This window comes from Streptomyces sp. NPDC055243, from assembly GCF_044544025.1.
In the GTDB taxonomy this organism is placed as follows: domain Bacteria; phylum Actinomycetota; class Actinomycetes; order Streptomycetales; family Streptomycetaceae; genus Streptomyces.
Map to the genome: position 1 here is coordinate 256,402 of NZ_JBITWR010000002.1, position 19,182 is coordinate 275,583.

Sequence of the window (19,182 nt, forward strand, 5' to 3'; positions counted from 1 at the left end):
GTCATCGCTAGAAGTCCCAACCCTCGTCGTCCACGGCCGAAGCGGCCTCTTCGGCCGGCTCGGTGACGGTGGCGAACGCGTCGCCCGCCATGCCAGCGGCGAGCGTCGTGCCGTCCGCCGGGTCGATCAGGAGGAAGGAGCCCGTGCGGCGCGAGGCCGCGTACGCGTCGACGGCGATCGGCTCCGCGGTGCGGATGACGACGCGGCCGATGTCGTTGGCGACCAGCTCGCCGGGTGCCGGGTGCTGGGAGAGGTCGTCCAGGGTGAGCCGCGAGGGGATGTCCTTGACGATCGCCTTGACCGTGCGGGTGGTGTGCTTGAGCAGCACCCGCTGGCCGACGGCGAGCGCGGTGTCCGCGACGTGGCAGACCGTCGCCGTGAGGTCCTGCGAGATCGGCGGCTGGTCGCCGCTGGGCACGATCAGGTCGCCGCGCGCGATGTCGATGTCGCTCTCCAGGAGCAGCGTCACGGACTGCGGGGTCCAGGCCACGTCCACCGGCTCGCCGAGCAGGTCGATCCCGGCGATCTTCGACGTCTTGCCCGAGGGGAGCACGGTCACGGACTCGCCGACCCGGAAGGTGCCCGCCGCGATCTGTCCCGCGTAGCCGCGGTAGTCGGGGTGCTCGGCGGTCTGCGGGCGGATCACGTACTGGACGGGCAGGCGCGCGTGGCAGGAGGTCAGGTCGTGGCTGACCGGGACCGTCTCCAGGTGCTCGAGGACGGTCGGGCCGCCGTACCAGTCCATGTTCGAGGACGGCTCGACGACATTGTCCCCGGCGAGCGCCGAGATCGGGATCGCGGTGATCTCCGGGACACCCAACTCACTCGCGTACGCGGTGAATTCCTCGGCGATCTTCGCGAAGACGGTCTCCTCGTACGCGACGAGGTCCATCTTGTTCACGGCGAGCACCACGTGCGGGACGCGCAGCAGCGCGGCGACGGCGGCGTGCCGACGGGTCTGCTCGATGACGCCGTTGCGGGCGTCGACGAGGACCACGGCGAGGTCGGCGGTGGAGGCGCCGGTGACCATGTTCCGGGTGTACTGCACGTGGCCCGGGGTGTCGGCGAGGATGAACCGCCGCTGCGGGGTCGCGAAGTAGCGGTAGGCCACGTCGATGGTGATGCCCTGCTCGCGCTCGGCCCGCAGGCCGTCGGTGAGCAGCGCCAGGTCGGGCGCCTCCTGGCCACGGCCCAGCGACACGCGCTCCACGGCCTCCAGCTGGTCGGTGAGGACCGACTTGGAGTCGTGAAGGAGCCGCCCCACCAGGGTGGACTTGCCGTCGTCGACGGAACCGGCCGTGGCGAACCGCAGCAGGGTGGTGGCCGAGAGCTGCTCGGTGGAGAGCGGCTGCGCCTTGTCGGGTTCGGTGGTGCTGGTCATGGTTAGAAGTACCCCTCGCGCTTGCGGTCTTCCATCGCGGCCTCGGACATCTTGTCGTCGGCGCGGGTGGCGCCCCGCTCGGTCAGCCGGGACGCGGCGATCTCGGTGATGACGGCGTCCAGCGTGGTGGCGTCGGAGTCGACGGCGCCGGTGCAGGACATGTCGCCGACCGTGCGGTAGCGCACGAGCCGCTTCTCGACCGTCTCCTCGTCCTTGGGGCCGCCCCACTCACCGGCGGTCAGCCACATGCCCGAGCGCTGGAACACGTCCCGCTCGTGCGCGAAGTAGATCTCGGGGAGCTCGATGCCCTCGCGGGCGATGTACTGCCAGACGTCCAGCTCGGTCCAGTTGGAGATCGGGAAGACGCGGACGTGCTCGCCGGGCGCGTGGCGGCCGTTGTAGAGCTGCCACAGCTCGGGGCGCTGGCGGCGCGGGTCCCACTGCGAGAACTCGTCGCGCAGGGAGAACACCCGCTCCTTGGCGCGCGCCTTCTCCTCGTCGCGGCGCCCGCCGCCGAACACCGCGTCGAACCTCTCGCTCTGGATCTTCTCCGTGAGCGGGACGGTCTGGAGCGGGTTGCGCGTCCCGTCGGGGCGCTCGCGCAGCTTGCCCGCGTCGATGTAGTCCTGCACCGAGGCGACATGGAGCCGCAGGCCGTGCTCGGCGACCACACGGTCGCGGTAGGCGAGGACCTCGGGGAAGTTGTGCCCGGTGTCGACGTGCAGCAGCGAGAAGGGGATCGCCGCGGGGGCGAAGGCCTTCAGCGCCAGGTGCAGCATGACGATGGAGTCCTTGCCGCCGGAGAAGAGGATCACCGGCCGCTCGAACTCGCCCGCCACCTCGCGGAAGATGTGCACCGCCTCGGACTCCAGCGAGTCCAGGTGGGACAGCGCGTAGGGGCTGTCCGTCCCTTCGGTCACGGTGGCCACGGTCGTCGTCATGCCAGACCCCTTTCGATGAGCAGCGCGCGCAAGGCCGCCGCGGACTCCTGCACGGTCTGGTCCTGGGACTCGATGCGCAGATCGGGTGACTCGGGTGCCTCGTAGGGGTCGTCGACGCCGGTGAGTCCGGAGATCTCACCGGCCGCCTGCTTGGCGTACAGACCCTTCACGTCGCGTACGGAGCAGACCTCCACCGGCGTGGCCACGTGGACCTCCAGGTAGGGCGTGCCGCCCTTCTGGTGGCGCCCCCGCACCGCCTCACGGCTGTCCGCGAACGGCGCGATCACCGGCACCAGGACCTTCACGCCGTTGCGCGCCAGCAGTTCGGCGACGAAGCCGATGCGCTGCACGTTCGTGTGCCGGTCCTCGCGGCTGAAGCCGAGGCCCGCCGAGAGGAACTCGCGGATCTCGTCGCCGTCGAGGACCTCGACCCGGTGGCCGTCGCCGCGCAGCTTCTCCGCCAGCTCGTACGCGATGGTGGTCTTGCCCGCGCTGGGCAGGCCGGTGAGCCAGATGGTGGCTCCGGTGGTCACGTGCTTCTCCGTTACGTGTCGAGGTTCTGTCACGCTCTGCGGCTCTGTCATCAGTGGATACCGCACTCGGTCTTGGCATTGCCCGACCAGCGGCCGGCACGTGCGTCCTCGCCCTCCAGGAGGCGGCGGGTGCAGGGCGCGCAGCCCACGGAGCCGTAGCCGTCCATGAGGAGGGGGTTGGTGAGGACGCCGTGCTCGGCGACGTAGGCGTCCACGTCGTCCTGCGTCCAGCGGGCGATCGGCGAGACCTTGACCTTCCGGCGCTTCTCGTCCCAGCCGACGACCGGGGTGTTCGCCCGGGTGGGGGACTCGTCGCGGCGCAGGCCCGTCGCCCACGCGGCGTACGAAGTCAGGCCCTCCTCAAGGGGCTTGACCTTGCGCATGGCGCAGCACAGGTCGGGATCGCGGTCGTGCAGCTTGGCGCCGAACTCGGCGTCCTGCTCGGCGACCGTCCGCGTCGGCGAGAGCGTGATGACGTTGACGTCCATCACGGCGGCGACGGCGTCACGGGTGCCGATGGTCTCGGGGAAGTGGTAGCCGGTGTCGAGGAACACGACGTCCACGCCGGGGCGGGCCCGCGAGGCGAGGTGGGCGACGACGGCGTCCTCCATGGAGGAGGTCACGCAGAAGCGCTCGCCGAACGTGTCGACGGCCCACCGGAGGATCTCCAGGGCCGACGCGTCCTCAAGGTCCCGTCCGGCCTGCTCGGCGAGAGCCTTCAACTCGTCGTCCGTGCGCTGCTCTTGGGTCTGAACGGCCGTCATATCTCTTCCCCTCCACCGCTGTTGCGCTGAACCCCCTGGGCGAGCAGCCCGAGGAACTTCAACTGGAAGGCTCGATTGCACGCGGCGCATTCCCACGCGCCGTGACCGGTCTCGTTGGGACGCAGGTCCTCGTCGCCGCAGTAGGGGCAGTAGAAGGGCGCGGCACGCTCGCTCACGACAGTGCCTCCTCGCTGGCGCGGGCCACCCAGGTGGCGAAGCGCTCGTCGTCCGCGCGCTCCTCCTGGAAGCGCGTGAGGACCCGCTCCACGTAGTCGGGAAGCTCGGCCGATGTGACCTTCAGGCCGCGGACCTTGCGGCCGAACCCGGCCTCCAGGCCGAGCGCGCCGCCCAGGTGCACCTGGAAGCCCTCCACCTGATTGCCCTCGCCGTCCAGGACCAACTGCCCCTTCAGGCCGATGTCGGCGACCTGGATACGGGCGCAGGCGTTCGGGCAGCCGTTGATGTTGATGGTGATCGGCTGGTCGAACTCCGGGATGCGGCGCTCCAGTTCGTCGATGAGCGAGGCGCCGCGCGCCTTGGTCTCGACGATCGCCAGCTTGCAGAACTCGATGCCGGTGCAGGCCATGGTGCCGCGCCGGAAGGGGGAGGCGTTGACCCGCAGGTCCAGGGCTTCGAGCCCGGCCACGAGCGACTCGACCTGCGCCTCTTCGACGTCGAGCACGATCATCTTCTGCTCGGCGGTGGTGCGAAGGCGGCCCGAGCCGTGGGCGGCGGCGACATCGGCGATCTTCGTGAGCGTCGTGCCGTCCACGCGGCCGACGCGGGGGGCGAAGCCGACGTAGAAGCGGCCGTCCTTCTGCTTGTGCACGCCGAGGTGGTCGCGCCAGGTGCCGGTCGGCTGCTCGGGCGCGGGCCCGTCGACGAGCTTGTACTTGAGGTACTCGTCCTCCAGGATCTGCCGGAACTTCTCCGGGCCCCAGTCGGCGACGAGGAACTTCAAGCGGGCGCGGTTGCGCAGCCGCCGGTAGCCGTAGTCGCGGAAGATGCCGATGACGCCGCCGTACACGTCCGGCACCTCGTCCAGCGGCACCCAGGCGCCGAGCCGTACGCCCAGCTTGGGGTTGGTGGAGAGGCCGCCGCCGACCCAGAGGTCGAAGCCGGGGCCGTGCTCGGGGTGGTTCACGCCGACGAACGCGACGTCGTTGATCTCGTGCGCGACGTCGAGCTGAGGCGAGCCGGAGATGGCCGTCTTGAACTTGCGCGGCAGGTTCGAGAAGTCGGGGTTGCCGATGAAGCGGCGCTGGATCTCGTCGATGGCGGAGGAGCCGTCGATGATCTCGTTCTCGGCGACACCGGCGACGGGCGAGCCGAGGATGACGCGGGGGGTGTCACCGCAGGCCTCGGTCGTGGAGAGGCCCACGGCCTCCAGCCGCTCCCAGATCGCGGGAACGTCCTCGATGCGGATCCAGTGGTACTGCACGTTCTGCCGGTCGGTGAGGTCGGCGGTGCCGCGCGCGAACTCCTGCGAGATCTCGCCGATGACGCGCAGCTGCTCGGTGGTGAGCCGGCCGCCGTCGATGCGCACCCGCAGCATGAAGTACTCGTCGTCCAGCTCTTCGGGCTCCAGGATGGCGGTCTTGCCGCCGTCGATTCCCTGGCGGCGCTGGGTGTAGAGCCCCCACCAGCGCATACGTCCACGAAGATCGTTCGGGTCGATCGAGTCGAAGCCACGCTTGGAGTAGATCGTCTCAATGCGTGTCCGCACATTGAGACCGTCGTCGTCCTTCTTGAACTGTTCGTTCCCATTGAGCGGCGTGAAGTGGCCAACGGCCCACTGGCCCTCACCACGGTGACGGCTCGCCTTGCGCCGGGGCGCGGCAGTCGTGGGTTTTTCAGGGGTGGCAGCCATGGCTATACGTCCTTCAAGGCGGGCTGAGGGCGGCTCTGACCTGCACACTTCGCGCAAGGGGCGCGGCGGTGCGCAGATAGGTGGTCAAGCGGAGAGAGTCGTCGGCGCTGGTGCTGTCAGCTCGCCGGACACATGGCGCTGGACATGCGGCAGAGATCGACGTGACGTCGACTCACCAAGGCAATTCCAGTGCGATCCATGACGGAAGCGTGTCATGGGACTTTCGGCCCAGTCCACCATTATCCAGAATGTGGACGTGTGAGTCTTACCATGTGAGATGGTGTGGCGTCGGTCACTCGCCACGGCCCCGTCAGGGGCGCGGTGAACCGCGCGACCGGCCACGACGGCCGTGCGGCCGAGAACGCGCCCCCGCGCGGAGCGCTAGGCGCCGGGCCACGGTCCGGGCGTGGCCACCTCCGGCTCCTGCTCCACCTTCGTGTCGAACAGCTTGAAGCCGCGCCGCAGGTAATTGTCCATGGCGTGCTCGCCGTCCTTGGAGCAGGTGTGCAGCCACACCCGCTTGGTCGGGGTGAGGTCCGGCCAGCGCTCGGCGAGGTCCCAGGCGCGACGGACGCCCTGGGAGAGCAGGTGGCCGCCGATCCGCCGCCCCCGGAAGGCCGGGATGAGCCCGAAGTAGACGATCTCGACGACACCGCCCTCCTGCGCCGCCAGCTCGACGTATCCGGCCGGTGTCCCCTTCTCGTACGCGACCCAGGTCTCGACGCCCGGCTTGCCGAGCTCCTCCTGCCACTGGTCGTAAGAGAGGGAGAGCCGGTCCGTCCAGCGGATGTCGCCGCCGACGGAGGCGTAGAGGAAGCGGCTGAACTCGGGGGAGGGGATCTCGGCCCGCACGATGCGCACGTCGTCGCCCTCGGGCGCGGCGGCGGCCAGCAGATCGGTGGGAGCGGTCTGCTCCAGGGACCAAGTGGTGACAGTGAGGCTCATGCGGGTCAGCGAACCATGTGCCACGCACCCTGGCCAAAGGTGCCCGGGATGCGGGAAGATCCCGCAGCGCCTGCCACCCCCCGCATTCTTCGAGCTGGAGGATGTCCCATGGCCCGCCGCACCCCCCGCGGCCTGCTCGCCGCGGCCACCGTCACCGTGGCCCTCGCGACGCTTGCCGCACCCGCCTCGGCCTCCGCGGACCCGCAGGCCCGCGTCTTCATGGTCAACCCCGTCCAGTCGTCGGGGGACCAGACCCTCGTCGACGCGAAGGACTCCGCGACGTCCGTTCCCGCCGGTGCCTATGCCACCGCCGCCCTGCGCAATCTCGACTCCAGCGGTGGACTCTTTGGCAAGTGGGCGTACATCAGATCCGACACCGGCGCCTCCGCCAAGGTCGCGGACGCGGGCGGCTACGCCCGCGACGACGACCAGTTCGAGCAGGTCATGGCGTACTTCTGGGTCAATGAGTCGCAGGAGTATCTGCAGAGCCTCGGCTTCGGCAGCGAACTGCCGGGGGCGAACGACCGGGCCCAGCCGGTCCGCATCAACCAGTGGGGCGCGGACAACTCGTTCTTCACCGACAAGAAGGCCGAGATCCGGTTCGGCAAGGGGGGTGTCGACGACGCCGAGGACGCCGAGGTCGTCGTCCACGAGTACGGGCACGCCGTGCACCACGCCCAGGTGCCCGGCTTCGGCACGTCGCCGGAGGCGGGCTCGATCGGTGAGGCCTGGGGCGACTACCTGGCGGTGTCGGTCGGCGCGTACGCCGACGCCAAGTACGGCTGGCCCGCCAAGGCCGACCTCGCCTGCGTCGCCGACTGGGACGCCGTCTCGTACTCGGACGCCCCGCACTGTCTGCGCCGGGTCGACAGCGACAAGACGTACGCCGACAAGGTGGGGGAGGTGCACGCGGACGGGGAGATCTGGTCCCGGGCGCTCTTCGACATCCGCGGCTCGCTCGGTGCGCGTACCGCCGACCGGATCATCGTCAACGCCCAGTTCGGCTTCGCGCCCGACACCAGCTTCGAGGACGCGGCCCTGACGACGATCGCGACCGCCCAGAAGATGTACGGCAAGAGCGCGGCGGACGCCGTGCGCGAGGCGTTCCAGGCGCGGGAGATACCCGGCGTGTGAGGGGCCCGTACGTCCAGCCGCCGGGTGGTCACCGGGCCGCCCGGCGGCCCGGCGGGAGAGAAGGAGAGACAGAGGGAGAAGAAGGAGGGGGCCGCGGCACTCAAGGCTCCGGCACCCTCCGCGCCTCGCGCACCGCGGGCGCCGTCGAGTGCGGCAGCAGGTTCGCCGGGTGCTCGGGCAGGATCACCTGCACGTCCACGTCCTCGGGGAAGCGGTAGGGGCGGTGGGCCAGGAGCCCGCCCAAGTAGCGGCGGACCCGGGAGAGTTCGGCGCGGACCGTCACCGTGCGTGCCGGGTCGCCGAACATGTCCTCGGCCAGGCCCGAGGCGCTGCGGCCCTTGCGGTGGGTGGAGAGGAGGTAGAGCAGCTCGGCGTGGCGCGGGCTCAGCTCGTGCGTCCAGCCGCCCGCGCCGCCGCCCTCGACGGTGACCGACCAGCGGCGCGGCCCGCTCACGTCCAGGACGACACGGGTCGCGGCCAGCGGCTGCGGGTCCTCCTCGACGCGCAGCAGCCAGCCGCCGGGCAGCGGCTCCACCGCGCAGGTGCCCAGCGAGGGCAGCCAGGTGTGGCCCGCGGACAGGGACTTGGGCAGGGGGAGCCGGTCCGTGTGCGGCATTCCCGTGACCGCCGCCGTCCAGCCGTGCGAGTCCACCGCGACGGCGCGCCCTTCGAGGCGGGCGAGGACCGGCGCCGCCACCGAACGCAGCCGGTCGAGCGTCGTCCCGTGGCTCTCGCGCAGCCGGGCCTCGGCGAGCTTGGCCACCGAGTCGACCAGGGCGAGCGTCGCCGGATGCATCGTGTTCAGCGGACCGCTGATGTCGACCACGCCGAGGAGGCGGCCGTCACGGGGATCGGTGATGGGCGCGCCCGTGCACGTCCACGCGTGATGCGTCTCCACGAAGTGCTCGGCGGAGAAGACCTGCACGGGCCTGCGCACGACGAGCGGTGTCCCTATGCCGTTCGTGCCGACGACGCTCTCGGCCCAGTCGGCGCCCAGTTCGAAGCCGAGCGAGTCCGCCTTGCGCAGCACCGCGGAGCTGCCCTCGCGCCACAGGACCCGGCCGTCCGCGTCGCAGACGACCATGATGTGGTGCGCCGCGTCCGCCACCGAGACGAGCGCGTCCCGGAGGACCGGCATGATCTCCGTCAGCCGTGAGGCGCGGCGCCGCTCCTCCAGCTCCTCGAAGCTGAGCAGCCGGGAGCGGAAGTCGTGGTCCGGATCGACCCCGTCGAGCAGCATGCGCCCCCAGGACTCCTCGATCACCGGACGCGGCAGCACACGCGGCTGCTCTCCGGCGAGCGCCGCGTGGCGGACCCCCGCGAGCAGCCGCGCGGCCTGCGTGCAGTCCATGGTGGAGATCCTCGCGAGGTTGATCGTCGAAGTCGCGTTCATCACCGGGTCCTTCCCGAGCAGAGCCAGTGCGTCGGGGGGCGTGCGTCCATCGTGCCCCCTCGGCGCCCGCAAGGGTATTGGTTCAGTAATGAACCGATGTGGTTCGGCGTTGAACCGACGACTTGCAACGGTCTGCAACCCTCGCGAACAGCAGTCTGGTGGCCGAAGGTGATGTCGACGCCGCTCAGGCGGTGTTCACGCTCCTGGACGGGGCCGGGAAGCGGGGGTGGTGCCGTGTCGGCGCAGCACCACCCCCGCGACTCCCGCCGGTTGCCGCAGGGAGCCGTCCGCCGTTAGTTGCCGCCGGGAGCGGCCCGCTCCACCACGGCCGCCAGATCGAGGGTGTGCGGCAGCGTCCCGAACGCCGAGCCCCAGTCCCCGCCGAGCCGCGAGGCGCAGAACGCGTCGGCCACCTCCGGGGGCGCGTACCGCACGAGCAGCGAGCCCTGGAGCACCAGCGCCATCCGCTCCACGAGCCGGCGGCCCCGCGCCTCGATGCCGTCCAGATCGGCCAGTTCGGTGAGCAGCCCCTTGATCGCGCCGTCCAGGCGGTGATCGGCGCCGCGCGCCAGGCCGACCTCCTGGAGGAAGGCGTTCAGCGCCTGCGGCTCGCGCTGAAGCGCCCGCAGCACGTCCAGGGCCTGTACGTTCCCCGAGCCCTCCCAGATCGAGTTCAGCGGCGACTCGCGAAGGAGCCGCGGCATCCCCGACTCCTCGACGTATCCATTGCCGCCGAGCACCTCAAGGGCCTCCACCACGAGCGGTGTGCAGCGCTTGGTCACCCAGTACTTCGCGGCCGGCACCGCGATCCGCAGGAACGCGCGCTCCTGCTCGCTCCCGTCGTCGTACGCCGCCGCGAGCCGCAGCGCGAGCGTCGTGGCCGCCTCCGACTCCAGGGCCAGGTCCGCCAGTACGTTGCGCATCAGCGGCTTGTCGATGAGCTTGCCGCCGAACGCCTCGCGGTACGTGGCGTGGTGCACGGCCTGCGCGACGGCCTGCCGCATGATCGCCGCCGAGCCCACCACGCAGTCGAGCCGCGTCGCCGCCACCATCTCGATGATGGTGCGCACCCCGCGTCCCTCGTCCCCGACCCGGCGCGCCCACGTCCCGTCGAACTCGACCTCGCTGGACGCGTTCGACTTGTTGCCCAGTTTGTCCTTCAGCCGCTGAATGGCGAAGGCGTTCCGTGTTCCGTCGTCGAGCACCCGAGGCACCAGAAAACACGTAAGTCCCGCATCCGTCTGCCCGAGCACGAGAAAGCCGTCGGACATGGGTGCGGAACAGAACCACTTGTGCCCCGTGAGTTCATACGTGCCGTCTTCCGCGAGAGCACGCGCACGCGTCGTATTCGCGCGTACGTCGCTGCCGCCCTGTTTCTCCGTCATGCCCATCCCGAAGAGCACTCCGGCCTTCTGGGACGCGGGCCGAAGCCCTTCGTCGTAGACGAGGGAAGTCAGCCGGGGCTCCCACTCGGCGGCGAGCGCGGGATCGGCCCGCAGCGCGGGCACCGCCGCGTGCGTCATCGACAGCGGGCAGGCGTGCCCCGCCTCGACCTGCGTCCACACCAGGAACGCGGCCGCGCGCCGCAGATGGCCGCCGGGCCGCGACCAGGCGGTGGTCAGACCCGACGAAACGGCCTTGCCGAGCAGCCGGTGCCACGCGGGATGGAAGGCGACTTCGTCGATGCGATTCCCATAGCGGTCATGGGTGTGCAGAACGGGCGGATTCTCATTGGCCAGAAAGCCCCATTCCCGCGCCTGGGCCGATCCTGCGGTGCGCCCGAGTTCGGAGAGTTGCTCGCGCGCGGTACTGAGAAGGGCGGGATCGAGATGCCGTTCGACTCCCTCTGTGAGCGCGCGGTCGGACGTAAAGACGTCATATCCCACCAGGGGCGGAGCCTGGTTGGTCACTGTGTGGGTGCTGGCTGCCATGCCGCTACGGTAAGGAGGTGCACCAGGCAAAAGAAACACCCGGGAGGCCGTCGGGCCGCTGGAACCGGGCCCGCGCTCTCTACAGCAACGTCTCCAAGCGCAGGACTGCCTGGCTGCTGCTCAAAGACACGGTCAACTCGTGCGTGGAATACCGGATCCTGGGGCTCGCGGCCGAGGCGGCGTTCTTCACCCTGCTGTCCGTGCCGCCGCTGCTCCTGAGCCTGATCGGCCTGCTCGCGTACGTGGACCGGTGGACCGGCGCGAACACGATCGCCAGCGTCGAGAACAACATCCTGGAGGCGTCCCGCACGGTCCTCTCCGACAAGGGCGTCAGCCAGATCGCGCAGCCGATACTGGAGGACGTGATGCGGGTCGGCCGGCCCGACGTCATCTCCATCGGTTTCCTCTTCGCCCTGTGGTCGGGCTCGCGCGCCGTGAACGTCTTCATCGACACGATCACGGTCATGTACGGCCTGGACGGCGCACGCGGCATCGTCAAGACCCGGCTGCTCGCGTTCGGCCTGTTCATCGTGGCGCTGCTGATCGGTTCGGTGGCGCTGCCGCTGATGGTGGCGGGGCCCGACGCGGTGGTGAAGCTGGTGCCCGGCTCCACGACGGTGGTGCAGATCCTGTACTGGCCGGTGGTGACGCTGTTGTCGGTGGTGTTCCTGACGACGCTGTACCACGTGTCGGTGCCGGTGCGCTCGCCCTGGGTGGAGGACATGCCGGGCGCGCTGATCGCCCTGGGGATGTGGGTCCTGGGCAGCTTCCTGCTGCGGATCTACCTGACGAGCACGGTCGAAGGGCCCACGATCTACGGTTCGTTGGCGGCGCCGGTGGCCGTGCTGCTGTGGATAGGGGTGTCGGCGTTCGCGGTCCTGGTGGGGGCCGCGGTGAACGCGGCGATCGACCGGGTGTGGCCCTCCGTCGCCACGGCTGCCGCGCGTGCCGCCAACGACCGGATACGGGAGGCGCGGGCGGTGGAGGTGGTGGCGCGGGCGGCTGCGGCGCGCGAAGCGTCCGCGGACCCGGACGACCCGGACATGCCGTCCGAGTTCCCCGAGCGCTGGTCACGCTTCCTGCCCCCGGACGACGTCTCCTCCCGCCTGCGGACGCACGTCAAGAAGAACGGCGGGGGAAGCGGCGAGCAGCCACCGCCGGAGTAGGAACGTCCCTGCGGGGCTTTTCCCCGACCCCGCCCCTTCCCGAAAACCGTGCCTGCGCCCCGGACCTACCCGGGGCTCCGCCCCAGGCCCCGCTCCTCAAACGCCGGAGGGGCTGATCTTCCAGCCGTCCGGCGTTTGAGGACGCCCCCGCGCAGCGGGTTTTGGGGAAGGGGCGGGGTCCGGGAGAACTACGCCTTCCAGACGCCCGCCTCCGCCTGCTCCCGGGCGAAATCGGCGAAGTCACGCGGCTCCCGTCCCAGGACCTCCCGCACCCCCGCGGACAGATGCGCGTTGCGGCCGTCCAGATTCGTCTCGAAGAGCTCGATCAGGAACTCCGCCTCCTCCTCCGGCACCCCGTACTCCGCGAGAGCACCCCCGTACTCCCTCGCGGAGACCGGGACGTACCGGATCTCCCGGCCCGTGGCCGCCGACACCTCGGCCACCGCGTCGCGGAACGACAGCAGGCGCGGGCCCGATATCTCCACCACCCGCCCCGCGTGGCCCGAGTCGGGGCGAAGGACCGCCACCACCACATCGGCGATGTCCCGCGCGTCGATGAACGGTTCGAGGACCTCCCCGGCAGGGAACACCAGTTCCCCCGCCCGCATGCCGTCGAGCAGCGGACCCTCGCTCAGGTTCTGGGCGAACCAACTCGCCCGCACCACGGTCCACTCCGCCCCGGACTCCCGCACCGCACGCTCGGCCGGCTCCGCCTGGTCCTCGCCCCGTGCGGACAGCAGCACGAGCCGCCGCACGCCGAGCGACACCGCTTGCCGGGCCAGCGCGCCCACCGCGTCGCCCGCGCCGGGCGCGCCGACGTCCGGCATGTAGGCGAGGTACGCGGCGTCCGCGCCCCGCAGCGCCTCCTCCCACGTCGAAGGGTCGTACCAGTCGAACCGCACCGCGCCCGAGCGGGAAGCGGCCCGCACCGTGAACCCCGCCGCCTCGGCGGCCTCCGCGACCCGGCGTCCCGTCTTGCCCGAAGCGCCCGTGACCAGCACCGTCATGGTCCGCGTGCCCTGCGTGTCCTGCGAGTTCATCGCGTTCTCCGTCATGCCTCCAGTGAACTGGGCCGCGCCACGAGGAACCATCCGTCAGGGGCTCGCCCCCATACGCGTGCGTCTACGCTTTCGGCATGGACGTACTCGCAGGCTTGCTGGAGGGCCCGCGCGCGCGAGGAGCCTTCATGATCCGCGCGTGCTTCGACCCGCCCTGGTCCGTCCGGATCGCGGACGAGGCGCCGCTCTCCGTCATGATCATGGTCCGCGGCACCGCCTGGATCGTGCCCGACCGCGGCGAACCCCAGCGCATCCGCCCCGGAGACGTCGCCGTCGCGCGCGGCCCCGACCACTACACCGTCGCGGACACCCCGGACACGCCGCCCCGCGCCGAAATCCTGCCCGGCGAACGCTGCGTGCCCCTCGGCGGTACCCCGATCGGGCAGTACCAGGACCTCGGCCTGCGCACCTGGGGCGAATCGCTCGACGGCGCGGCGGAGATGCTGATCGGCACCTACCAGGCGCGCGGCGAGATCACCGGGCGGCTCCTCGACGCGCTGCCCCCGCTCCTGATCCTGCCCACCGAGGTGTGGGACTGCCCGCTCACCCCGCTGCTCGCCGACGAGATCGCCAAGGACGAGCCGGGACAGGAGGTCGTGCTCGACCGGCTGCTCGACCTGCTGATGATCGCCACGCTGAGGGCTTGGTTCTCGCGGCCGGAGGCCGAGGCCCCCGCCTGGTACCGGGCGATGGGGGACCCGGTCGTCGGGCAGGCGATCCGGCTGCTCCAGGACGACCCCGCGCACCCCTGGACGATCGCCGCGCTCGCCGCGAAGGCGGGGGTGTCGCGGGCCGCGCTCGCCCGGCGGTTCACCGAACTCGTGGGCGAGCCGCCGATGGCGTACCTGACGGGCTGGCGGCTCGCGCTCGCCGCCGACCTGCTGCGGGACAGCGAGCAGACCATCGCCGCGATCGCCCGCCGCGTCGGGTACGGCAGCGCGTTCGCGCTCTCCAGCGCCTTCAAGCGGGTGTACGGGGTCAGCCCGCAGGAGCACCGCTCACGGGCCGCGTAGCCCCTGAGCGGCGTAACCTTGACCGCGTGTCGTACGAGACCGTCGAGTACGCGGAGCGGCCGTCCCGTGTCCCGGGCGCGGTCCTGTGGACGCGCACCAGCGGCGGTGCGGCCGGCCCCGTGTACCCCGTACTTCCCGATGGCTGCATGGACCTGTTGTGGGCCGGGGGCAGGCTCATGGTGGCGGGACCGGACACCCGCGCGCACCGCCCCGCACCGGATGTCGCCGCCCGGTACGTGGGCATCCGTTTCTACCCCGGCACCGCCCCGGCCTTCCTCGGCGTGCCCGCGCACGAGCTGCGCGACCGGCGGGTCGACCTGGCCGACCTGTGGCCGTCCGCCGACGCGCGCCGCCTGACCGAGCGCATGGACGCGGCCCGCGACCCGGCGGCCGTCCTGGAGTCCTTCGCGCTGGCGCGGGCGGGAGAGACGGAGCCGCCCGACCCGCTGCTCACGCACGTCGTCAAGGCACTGGACGCGGGACGGTCCATCGCGGCGACCGCCGACGAGGCGGGCATCAACGCCCGCCTGCTGCACCGGCGTTCACTGGCCGCGTTCGGCTACGGACCCAAGACGCTGGCCCGCGTCCTGCGGCTGCAGCGCGCCCTCGCCCTGGCCAGGGGCGGCCTGGCCTACGCGGAGACCGCGATCGTCGCGGGCTTCGCCGACCAGGCCCATCTGGCCCGTGACGTCAAGGAGTTGGCGGGCATGCCGCTGAGCGAACTGCTCAGTCGGCGGCCGGGCTAGACAGCGGCGCGAACAGGTCCACGCCGTTGCCGTCCGGGTCGAGCACGGAGGCGTACCGCTGCCCCCAGAAGGCGTCCCACGGCTTGAGCTCACCGTGGTGGCCGGCGCCGACCAGCTCCTCGTAGGCGGCGTCGACGCCCTCGGGGGTCTCGCAGTGGAACGCGAGCCCGATGCGGCCCGCGCTCTGCGGCGGCTCCCAGTTCTTGTCGAAGGAGCGGATGGTCTCCTCCGTGTCGAACGCGATGCGCAGACCGCCCGGGAGCGCCGCCTCGACGTGCGGCTGACCCTCGGAACCCTCGGGAAACTCCAGGCCGAGACGGCGGTAGAAGGCGAGTGTCGCGGCCATGTCGGAGACGACCAGGCCGACCAGATCGAAGCGGGGTGTGATGTTCGTGTTCATGCTTCGCAGCCTAGGCAGCCGCCCTTGGCCCGTCTTGAAGAAAACGGACGCCGCGCCACTCCTTGCCGCGGCCCGCGCCCAGCCGTACATGTGGGCAGGACGTGCACAGCACGGGACGCGAACCGCCCAGAGAACCGCCCAGAGAACCGCACAGCACGGGACGAGGGGAGTTGACCGTCATGTCCGCCATGCCCACGGCGACGACCGCGCTCGGCAAGCACCCGGTCAGTCCGGTCAGTCTGGAGGTGCGGGACGACGACGTGGTGCTGTCCCGCTGGCTCTGGCTGGTGAAGTGGCTGCTCGTGATCCCGCACCACGTGGTCCTGTTCTTCCTGTGGATCGGCCTCTTCCTCGTCACCGTGGTCGCCTTCTTCGCGATCCTGATCACCGGCGGCTATCCACGGGCGCTGTTCGACTTCAACGTCGGTGTGATGCGCTGGACCTGGCGCGTCGAGTACTACGCGTACGGATCACTCGGCACCGATCGCTACCCTCCCTTCGCCCTGCGCGAGGTCGCCGACTACCCGGCCCACTTCGACATCGCCTACCCCGAGCACCTCTCCAGGGGGCTCGTCCTCGTCAAGAGCTGGCTCCTGATCCTGCCGCAGCTCCTGGTGGTCGGTCTGTTCACGGGCGGCTTCCGCGTCAGCTTCGGTCTCGCCGCGATCATCGCCTTCTACGCGGGCGTGTCCCTGCTCTTCACGGGCCGCTACCCCCGTGGCATGCACGACCTCAACATCGGCCTGCACCGCTGGGCCGCGCGCGTCCTGGCCTACGGCCTGCTGCTCACGGACGTGTATCCGCCCTACCGCCTCGACCTGGGTGAGCGGGAGCCCATGGGCTGACTGCGCGGGCCTCCCGGTGGGAGAAGGTGAACGTGAACTCCGCCGGAGCGGCGTGGAGTTCGTGGCGTGGCAGCACCCCGGGCCCGCACGACTGCGATCCGATGCCGTGCTGCCCGTGGTCGAGATGGACCCACACCGTGTCGCCGGGGACGAGGTCCGTGCGGTGCGCGGCCGCGTCCAGCTGCTCGGTGGTCCAGCGGCGCGCCGTGAACCAGAAGGCGGGATCACCGACCACCCGTACCCCTTCGCCGTCGAAGCCCGCCCGCAGCTCGGCCCACCGGACTTCCGCACGGGCGCCGTTCTCCTGGGGGCGGACGTACGGGGTCTGCATCCGGTCGACGTGCAGGAACCAGGTGCCGATGTCGGATGCCGCCGCCGTGTCCGGATACCCCTCACCGGGTCCGCCGCCGAACCAGTACGCGTGCCCGTACGCGGCAGGCAGACCGAGCCGGACGCCGAGCCGGGGCAGCGGCACCGTCCACTCGCCCTCCGGTGCCACGGACACCGCCAGGCGCAACTGGGTCCCGTCGGCGGTCCAGCGGTAGACGGTGCGCAGGCCGATGTCCTGCGCGGCGGGCGCCACGCGGGTGCGGACGGTGAGCGCGTCGTCCGTCAACTCGACCGCGTCCAGGCGGTGTCGCATGCGATGCAGGCCGAGCTCGCGCCACACGAGGCCGTTGCGCTGCCCGCCCTGCCAGGAAGCGCCGTTGTCGTTGTCGGTGGGAGCCCGCCAGATGTCCAGGCGCGGGGCGCTGGACAGGGGGATGTCGTGCAGGGTGCGCAGTTCGCCGGTGCGGGCGTCGAAGACGCCGGGGCCGAGCGTGATGAAGTCCCCCTCCCGCAGCGGCCGTTCACCGACGGCGGCGCGGACGGCCGGGCGTGGCGAGATGCGGAACTCGGCCCGCGCGACGCCGTGGTCCAGCTTCGCCCAGTTCGTCTCGGCGCCCACCAGCGCCGTGAGATGCAGGAAGGTCTCGGCGGCGCGGCTCGCGGGCGGCGCGTCCGGCAGCTTCAGTTCGACGGACTCGCCGGGCCCGAGCTCCGGCGGCACGGCAAGCTCCCCGCCCTCGCGGAGCGCGTCGTCGTCACTGATGTACGTCCACTCGAAGGACAGGTGCGACAGGTCCGCGAAGTCGTGCAGATTGGTGACCCTGACCGTCCCCGCGTCCTCGTCGTACGCGAACCGCACCGGCTGGACGACCCGCTTGTACGCGTCGAGCCCCGGCGACGGCATCCGGTCGGGGAAGACCAGGCCGTCGCAGACGAAGTTCCCGTCGTGCAGCTCCTCGCCGAAGTCGCCGCCGTAGGCGTAGCCGAACTCCGGGTGGCTGAGGCCGTGGTCGATCCACTCCCAGATGAAGCCGCCCTGGTTGCGCTCATGCGCGTCGAACAGCTCCTGATACTCGCTCAGGCCGCCGGGGCCGTTGCCCATCGCGTGCCCGTACTCGCAGAGGATGAAGGGGAGTTGGCGACGCGACGGGGGTCCGTCCCTGTCCGCGCGCCGTCCGATGCGCTCGACCTCGGCATGGTCGGCGTACATGCGCGAGTACATGTCGGTGTCCGCGCAGGACGCGTCGCCCTCGTAGTGGATGAGGCGGTCCGCGTCCCGTGCGCGGATCCAGCGGGCCATGGCGGTCAGGCCGCGGCCCGTGCCGCACTCGTTGCCCAGGGACCAGATGATCACCGAGGCGTGGTTCTTGTCGCGCTCGACCATGCGGGCCGCGCGGTCCAGGAGCGCGGGCGTCCAGCGGTCGTCGTCGACGGGGTTGCCGCGCCACCCCTGCTCGGTGAAGCCGTGGGTCTCCAGGTCGCACTCGTCGATGACCCACAGGCCCAGCTCGTCGCAGAGGTCGAGGAAGGCGGGGTGCGGCGGATAGTGGCTGGTGCGGACCGCGTTGATGTTGTGCTGCTTCATCAGCAGGACGTCGGTGCGCATGGTCGTGAGGTCGAGCGCGCGGCCCGTCTCCGGGTGGAACTCGTGCCGGTTCACGCCGCGGAACAGGATCCGGCGGCCGTTGACCTTGATGACCCCGTCCTCGACGGCGACCGTGCGGAAGCCGATCCGCAGCGGGACGCGCTCGCCCGCCGTGGCCAGGACCCCGTCGTAGAGCCGGGGCGTCTCGGCGGTCCAGGGCTCGACGGCCACCGTCACGGGCTCGCCCGTGGCGACGTCGATCCCCAGCTCGGGCACGGTGACCCGGCCCTTGACGTCCGAGTCGACCCGCAGCGTCCCCGTCCCCGCCCCGTGGTCGTACGAGGCATGGGTGAAGAAGTCGAGCGCGCAGCCCTCGGGGCGGTGCAGCAGGGTCACGTCGCGGAAGATGCCCGGCAGCCACCACTGGTCCTGGTCCTCCAGGTAGGACCCGGAGGACCACTGGTGGACGCGGACCGCGAGGACGTTGCCCGACGGCTTCAGGAGGTGGCCGACCGCGAACTCGTGCGGCAGCCGGGAGCCCTTGAACTCGCCGAGCTCCGTGCCGTTCAGCCAGACGCGGGCGCAGGACTCGACGCCGTCGAAGCGCAGGGTGCCGCCGCCGGCCGTGGGCCAGTCGGCCGGCAGGTCGAAGGTGCGCAGGTGGTCGCCGGTCGGGTTCTCGGTGGGCACGCGGGGCGGGTCGACCGGGAAGGGGTAGACCATGTTGGTGTAGATGGGCGCGCCGTGGCCCTGCAGCACCCAGTGGCCGGGCACCGCCACGGTGTCCCAGGTCCCGGAGTCGTAGCCGTCCGATGCGAAGGAGTCGTCGGCGGTGTCGGCGGCCGGGGAGAGTCGGAAGCGCCAACTGCCGTTCAGTGGGAGGGAGATGGCATCCGAGCGCGCGTTCCACGCGCGAGGCGGGAGGCTGCCGGTGCCGGGGGACACGTCCTCAAGATAGGGGAGCTCCATGACCTCCATCAGACAGCGGTGAGGTGGGACGTCACAACACTCACGCGGTGGGGGTTGTTGGATTCTCGGCGGCGGAGTTGGACGAATGACACGCGAGGTGCGGATTTCGTCGTTCATTGCAGATCACCGGATGTAATCCGTTGAGGCATGGCATTTTGGCGGCGATATCGGTAGCTTG

At 71.0% G+C, this 19,182-nt stretch carries 18 protein-coding genes; 5 read left to right on the top strand and 13 right to left on the bottom strand.

Annotation, left to right across the window (positions count from 1 at the left end; all coding sequences use genetic code 11):
* Positions 1 to 7 precede the first annotated feature (7 nt).
* The 8 genes from ACIGXX_RS06020 to ACIGXX_RS06055 all read right to left on the bottom strand — a co-directional run bounded on the left by ACIGXX_RS06020 (position 8) and on the right by ACIGXX_RS06055 (position 6,434).
* Entirely contained in the window at positions 8 to 1,381 is a 1,374-nt protein-coding gene (locus tag ACIGXX_RS06020) for a GTP-binding protein (protein ID WP_351158581.1), read from the bottom strand.
* 2 nt (positions 1,382 to 1,383) lie between these two features.
* A complete protein-coding gene (gene cysD / locus ACIGXX_RS06025; protein WP_351158584.1) occupies positions 1,384 to 2,322 on the bottom strand; it encodes a sulfate adenylyltransferase subunit CysD in 939 nt (312 codons plus the stop codon).
* Positions 2,319 to 2,906: an adenylyl-sulfate kinase gene (cysC, locus tag ACIGXX_RS06030; protein WP_351158586.1), complete on the bottom strand. Its 588-nt coding sequence runs from the start codon at positions 2,904 to 2,906 to the stop codon at positions 2,319 to 2,321. Before cysC ends, cysD begins: the two co-directional genes overlap by 4 nt.
* Entirely contained in the window at positions 2,906 to 3,619 is a 714-nt protein-coding gene (locus ACIGXX_RS06035; protein ID WP_351158589.1) for a phosphoadenylyl-sulfate reductase, read from the bottom strand. Before ACIGXX_RS06035 ends, cysC begins: the two co-directional genes overlap by 1 nt.
* Positions 3,616 to 3,795, bottom strand: coding sequence for a hypothetical protein (locus tag ACIGXX_RS06040; protein WP_160507861.1), 180 nt, complete (start codon positions 3,793 to 3,795; stop codon positions 3,616 to 3,618). Before ACIGXX_RS06040 ends, ACIGXX_RS06035 begins: the two co-directional genes overlap by 4 nt.
* The gene (locus ACIGXX_RS06045; protein WP_351158591.1) at positions 3,792 to 5,489 is read right to left on the bottom strand and encodes a nitrite/sulfite reductase; all 1,698 of its coding nucleotides are present in this window, start codon (positions 5,487 to 5,489) and stop codon (positions 3,792 to 3,794) included. Before ACIGXX_RS06045 ends, ACIGXX_RS06040 begins: the two co-directional genes overlap by 4 nt.
* Positions 5,490 to 5,605: 116 nt before the next feature.
* A complete protein-coding gene (locus tag ACIGXX_RS06050; protein ID WP_323178717.1) occupies positions 5,606 to 5,689 on the bottom strand; it encodes a putative leader peptide in 84 nt (27 codons plus the stop codon).
* A 181-nt stretch (positions 5,690 to 5,870) separates the two neighbouring features.
* Positions 5,871 to 6,434, bottom strand: coding sequence for a GNAT family N-acetyltransferase (locus tag ACIGXX_RS06055; protein ID WP_383817301.1), 564 nt, complete (start codon positions 6,432 to 6,434; stop codon positions 5,871 to 5,873).
* A 108-nt stretch (positions 6,435 to 6,542) separates the two neighbouring features.
* Here ACIGXX_RS06055 and ACIGXX_RS06060 point away from each other — a divergent pair, with 108 nt between their 5' ends.
* Positions 6,543 to 7,568: a M4 family metallopeptidase gene (locus ACIGXX_RS06060; RefSeq protein WP_361470676.1), complete on the top strand. Its 1,026-nt coding sequence runs from the start codon at positions 6,543 to 6,545 to the stop codon at positions 7,566 to 7,568.
* A 100-nt stretch (positions 7,569 to 7,668) separates the two neighbouring features.
* Here the strand turns inward: ACIGXX_RS06060 and ACIGXX_RS06065 are convergent, their stop codons facing one another.
* Both ACIGXX_RS06065 and ACIGXX_RS06070 read right to left on the bottom strand, forming a co-directional pair.
* Positions 7,669 to 8,961: a GAF domain-containing protein gene (locus ACIGXX_RS06065; RefSeq protein WP_361470674.1), complete on the bottom strand. Its 1,293-nt coding sequence runs from the start codon at positions 8,959 to 8,961 to the stop codon at positions 7,669 to 7,671.
* A gap of 293 nt (positions 8,962 to 9,254) precedes the next feature.
* Entirely contained in the window at positions 9,255 to 10,892 is a 1,638-nt protein-coding gene (locus ACIGXX_RS06070; RefSeq protein ID WP_351158602.1) for an acyl-CoA dehydrogenase family protein, read from the bottom strand.
* 17 nt (positions 10,893 to 10,909) lie between these two features.
* Between ACIGXX_RS06070 and ACIGXX_RS06075 the strand changes: the two genes are divergently transcribed.
* Complete coding sequence (locus tag ACIGXX_RS06075) at positions 10,910 to 12,058, top strand: YihY/virulence factor BrkB family protein (protein WP_351158604.1); 1,149 nt, start codon at positions 10,910 to 10,912, stop codon at positions 12,056 to 12,058.
* Positions 12,059 to 12,246: 188 nt separating this feature from the next.
* Here the strand turns inward: ACIGXX_RS06075 and ACIGXX_RS06080 are convergent, their stop codons facing one another.
* Positions 12,247 to 13,113, bottom strand: coding sequence for an NAD(P)H-binding protein (locus tag ACIGXX_RS06080; RefSeq protein WP_351158606.1), 867 nt, complete (start codon positions 13,111 to 13,113; stop codon positions 12,247 to 12,249).
* An 80-nt stretch (positions 13,114 to 13,193) separates the two neighbouring features.
* Between ACIGXX_RS06080 and ACIGXX_RS06085 the strand changes: the two genes are divergently transcribed.
* Together ACIGXX_RS06085 and ACIGXX_RS06090 are read left to right on the top strand one after the other, a co-directional pair.
* Entirely contained in the window at positions 13,194 to 14,129 is a 936-nt protein-coding gene (locus ACIGXX_RS06085) for an AraC family transcriptional regulator (protein WP_351158608.1), read from the top strand.
* A 26-nt stretch (positions 14,130 to 14,155) separates the two neighbouring features.
* On the top strand, positions 14,156 to 14,875 hold the full coding sequence (locus ACIGXX_RS06090) for a helix-turn-helix transcriptional regulator (protein ID WP_361474061.1): 720 nt from the start codon (positions 14,156 to 14,158) through the stop codon (positions 14,873 to 14,875).
* Here ACIGXX_RS06090 and ACIGXX_RS06095 read toward each other — a convergent pair.
* Positions 14,856 to 15,263 carry a VOC family protein gene (locus ACIGXX_RS06095; protein ID WP_351159342.1) on the bottom strand — a complete coding sequence of 136 codons (408 nt, stop codon included), beginning with the start codon at positions 15,261 to 15,263 and terminating at the stop codon, positions 14,856 to 14,858. The genes ACIGXX_RS06090 and ACIGXX_RS06095 overlap by 20 nt on opposite strands.
* A 191-nt stretch (positions 15,264 to 15,454) precedes the next feature.
* On the opposite strand from ACIGXX_RS06095, the gene ACIGXX_RS06100 reads away from it, so the two are divergent.
* The gene (locus tag ACIGXX_RS06100) at positions 15,455 to 16,120 is read left to right on the top strand and encodes a DUF4389 domain-containing protein (RefSeq protein WP_351158612.1); all 666 of its coding nucleotides are present in this window, start codon (positions 15,455 to 15,457) and stop codon (positions 16,118 to 16,120) included.
* Here the strand turns inward: ACIGXX_RS06100 and ACIGXX_RS06105 are convergent.
* On the bottom strand, positions 16,062 to 19,004 hold the full coding sequence (locus tag ACIGXX_RS06105) for a glycoside hydrolase family 2 TIM barrel-domain containing protein (protein ID WP_399973187.1): 2,943 nt from the start codon (positions 19,002 to 19,004) through the stop codon (positions 16,062 to 16,064). The genes ACIGXX_RS06100 and ACIGXX_RS06105 overlap by 59 nt on opposite strands.
* Positions 19,005 to 19,182 lie beyond the last annotated feature (178 nt).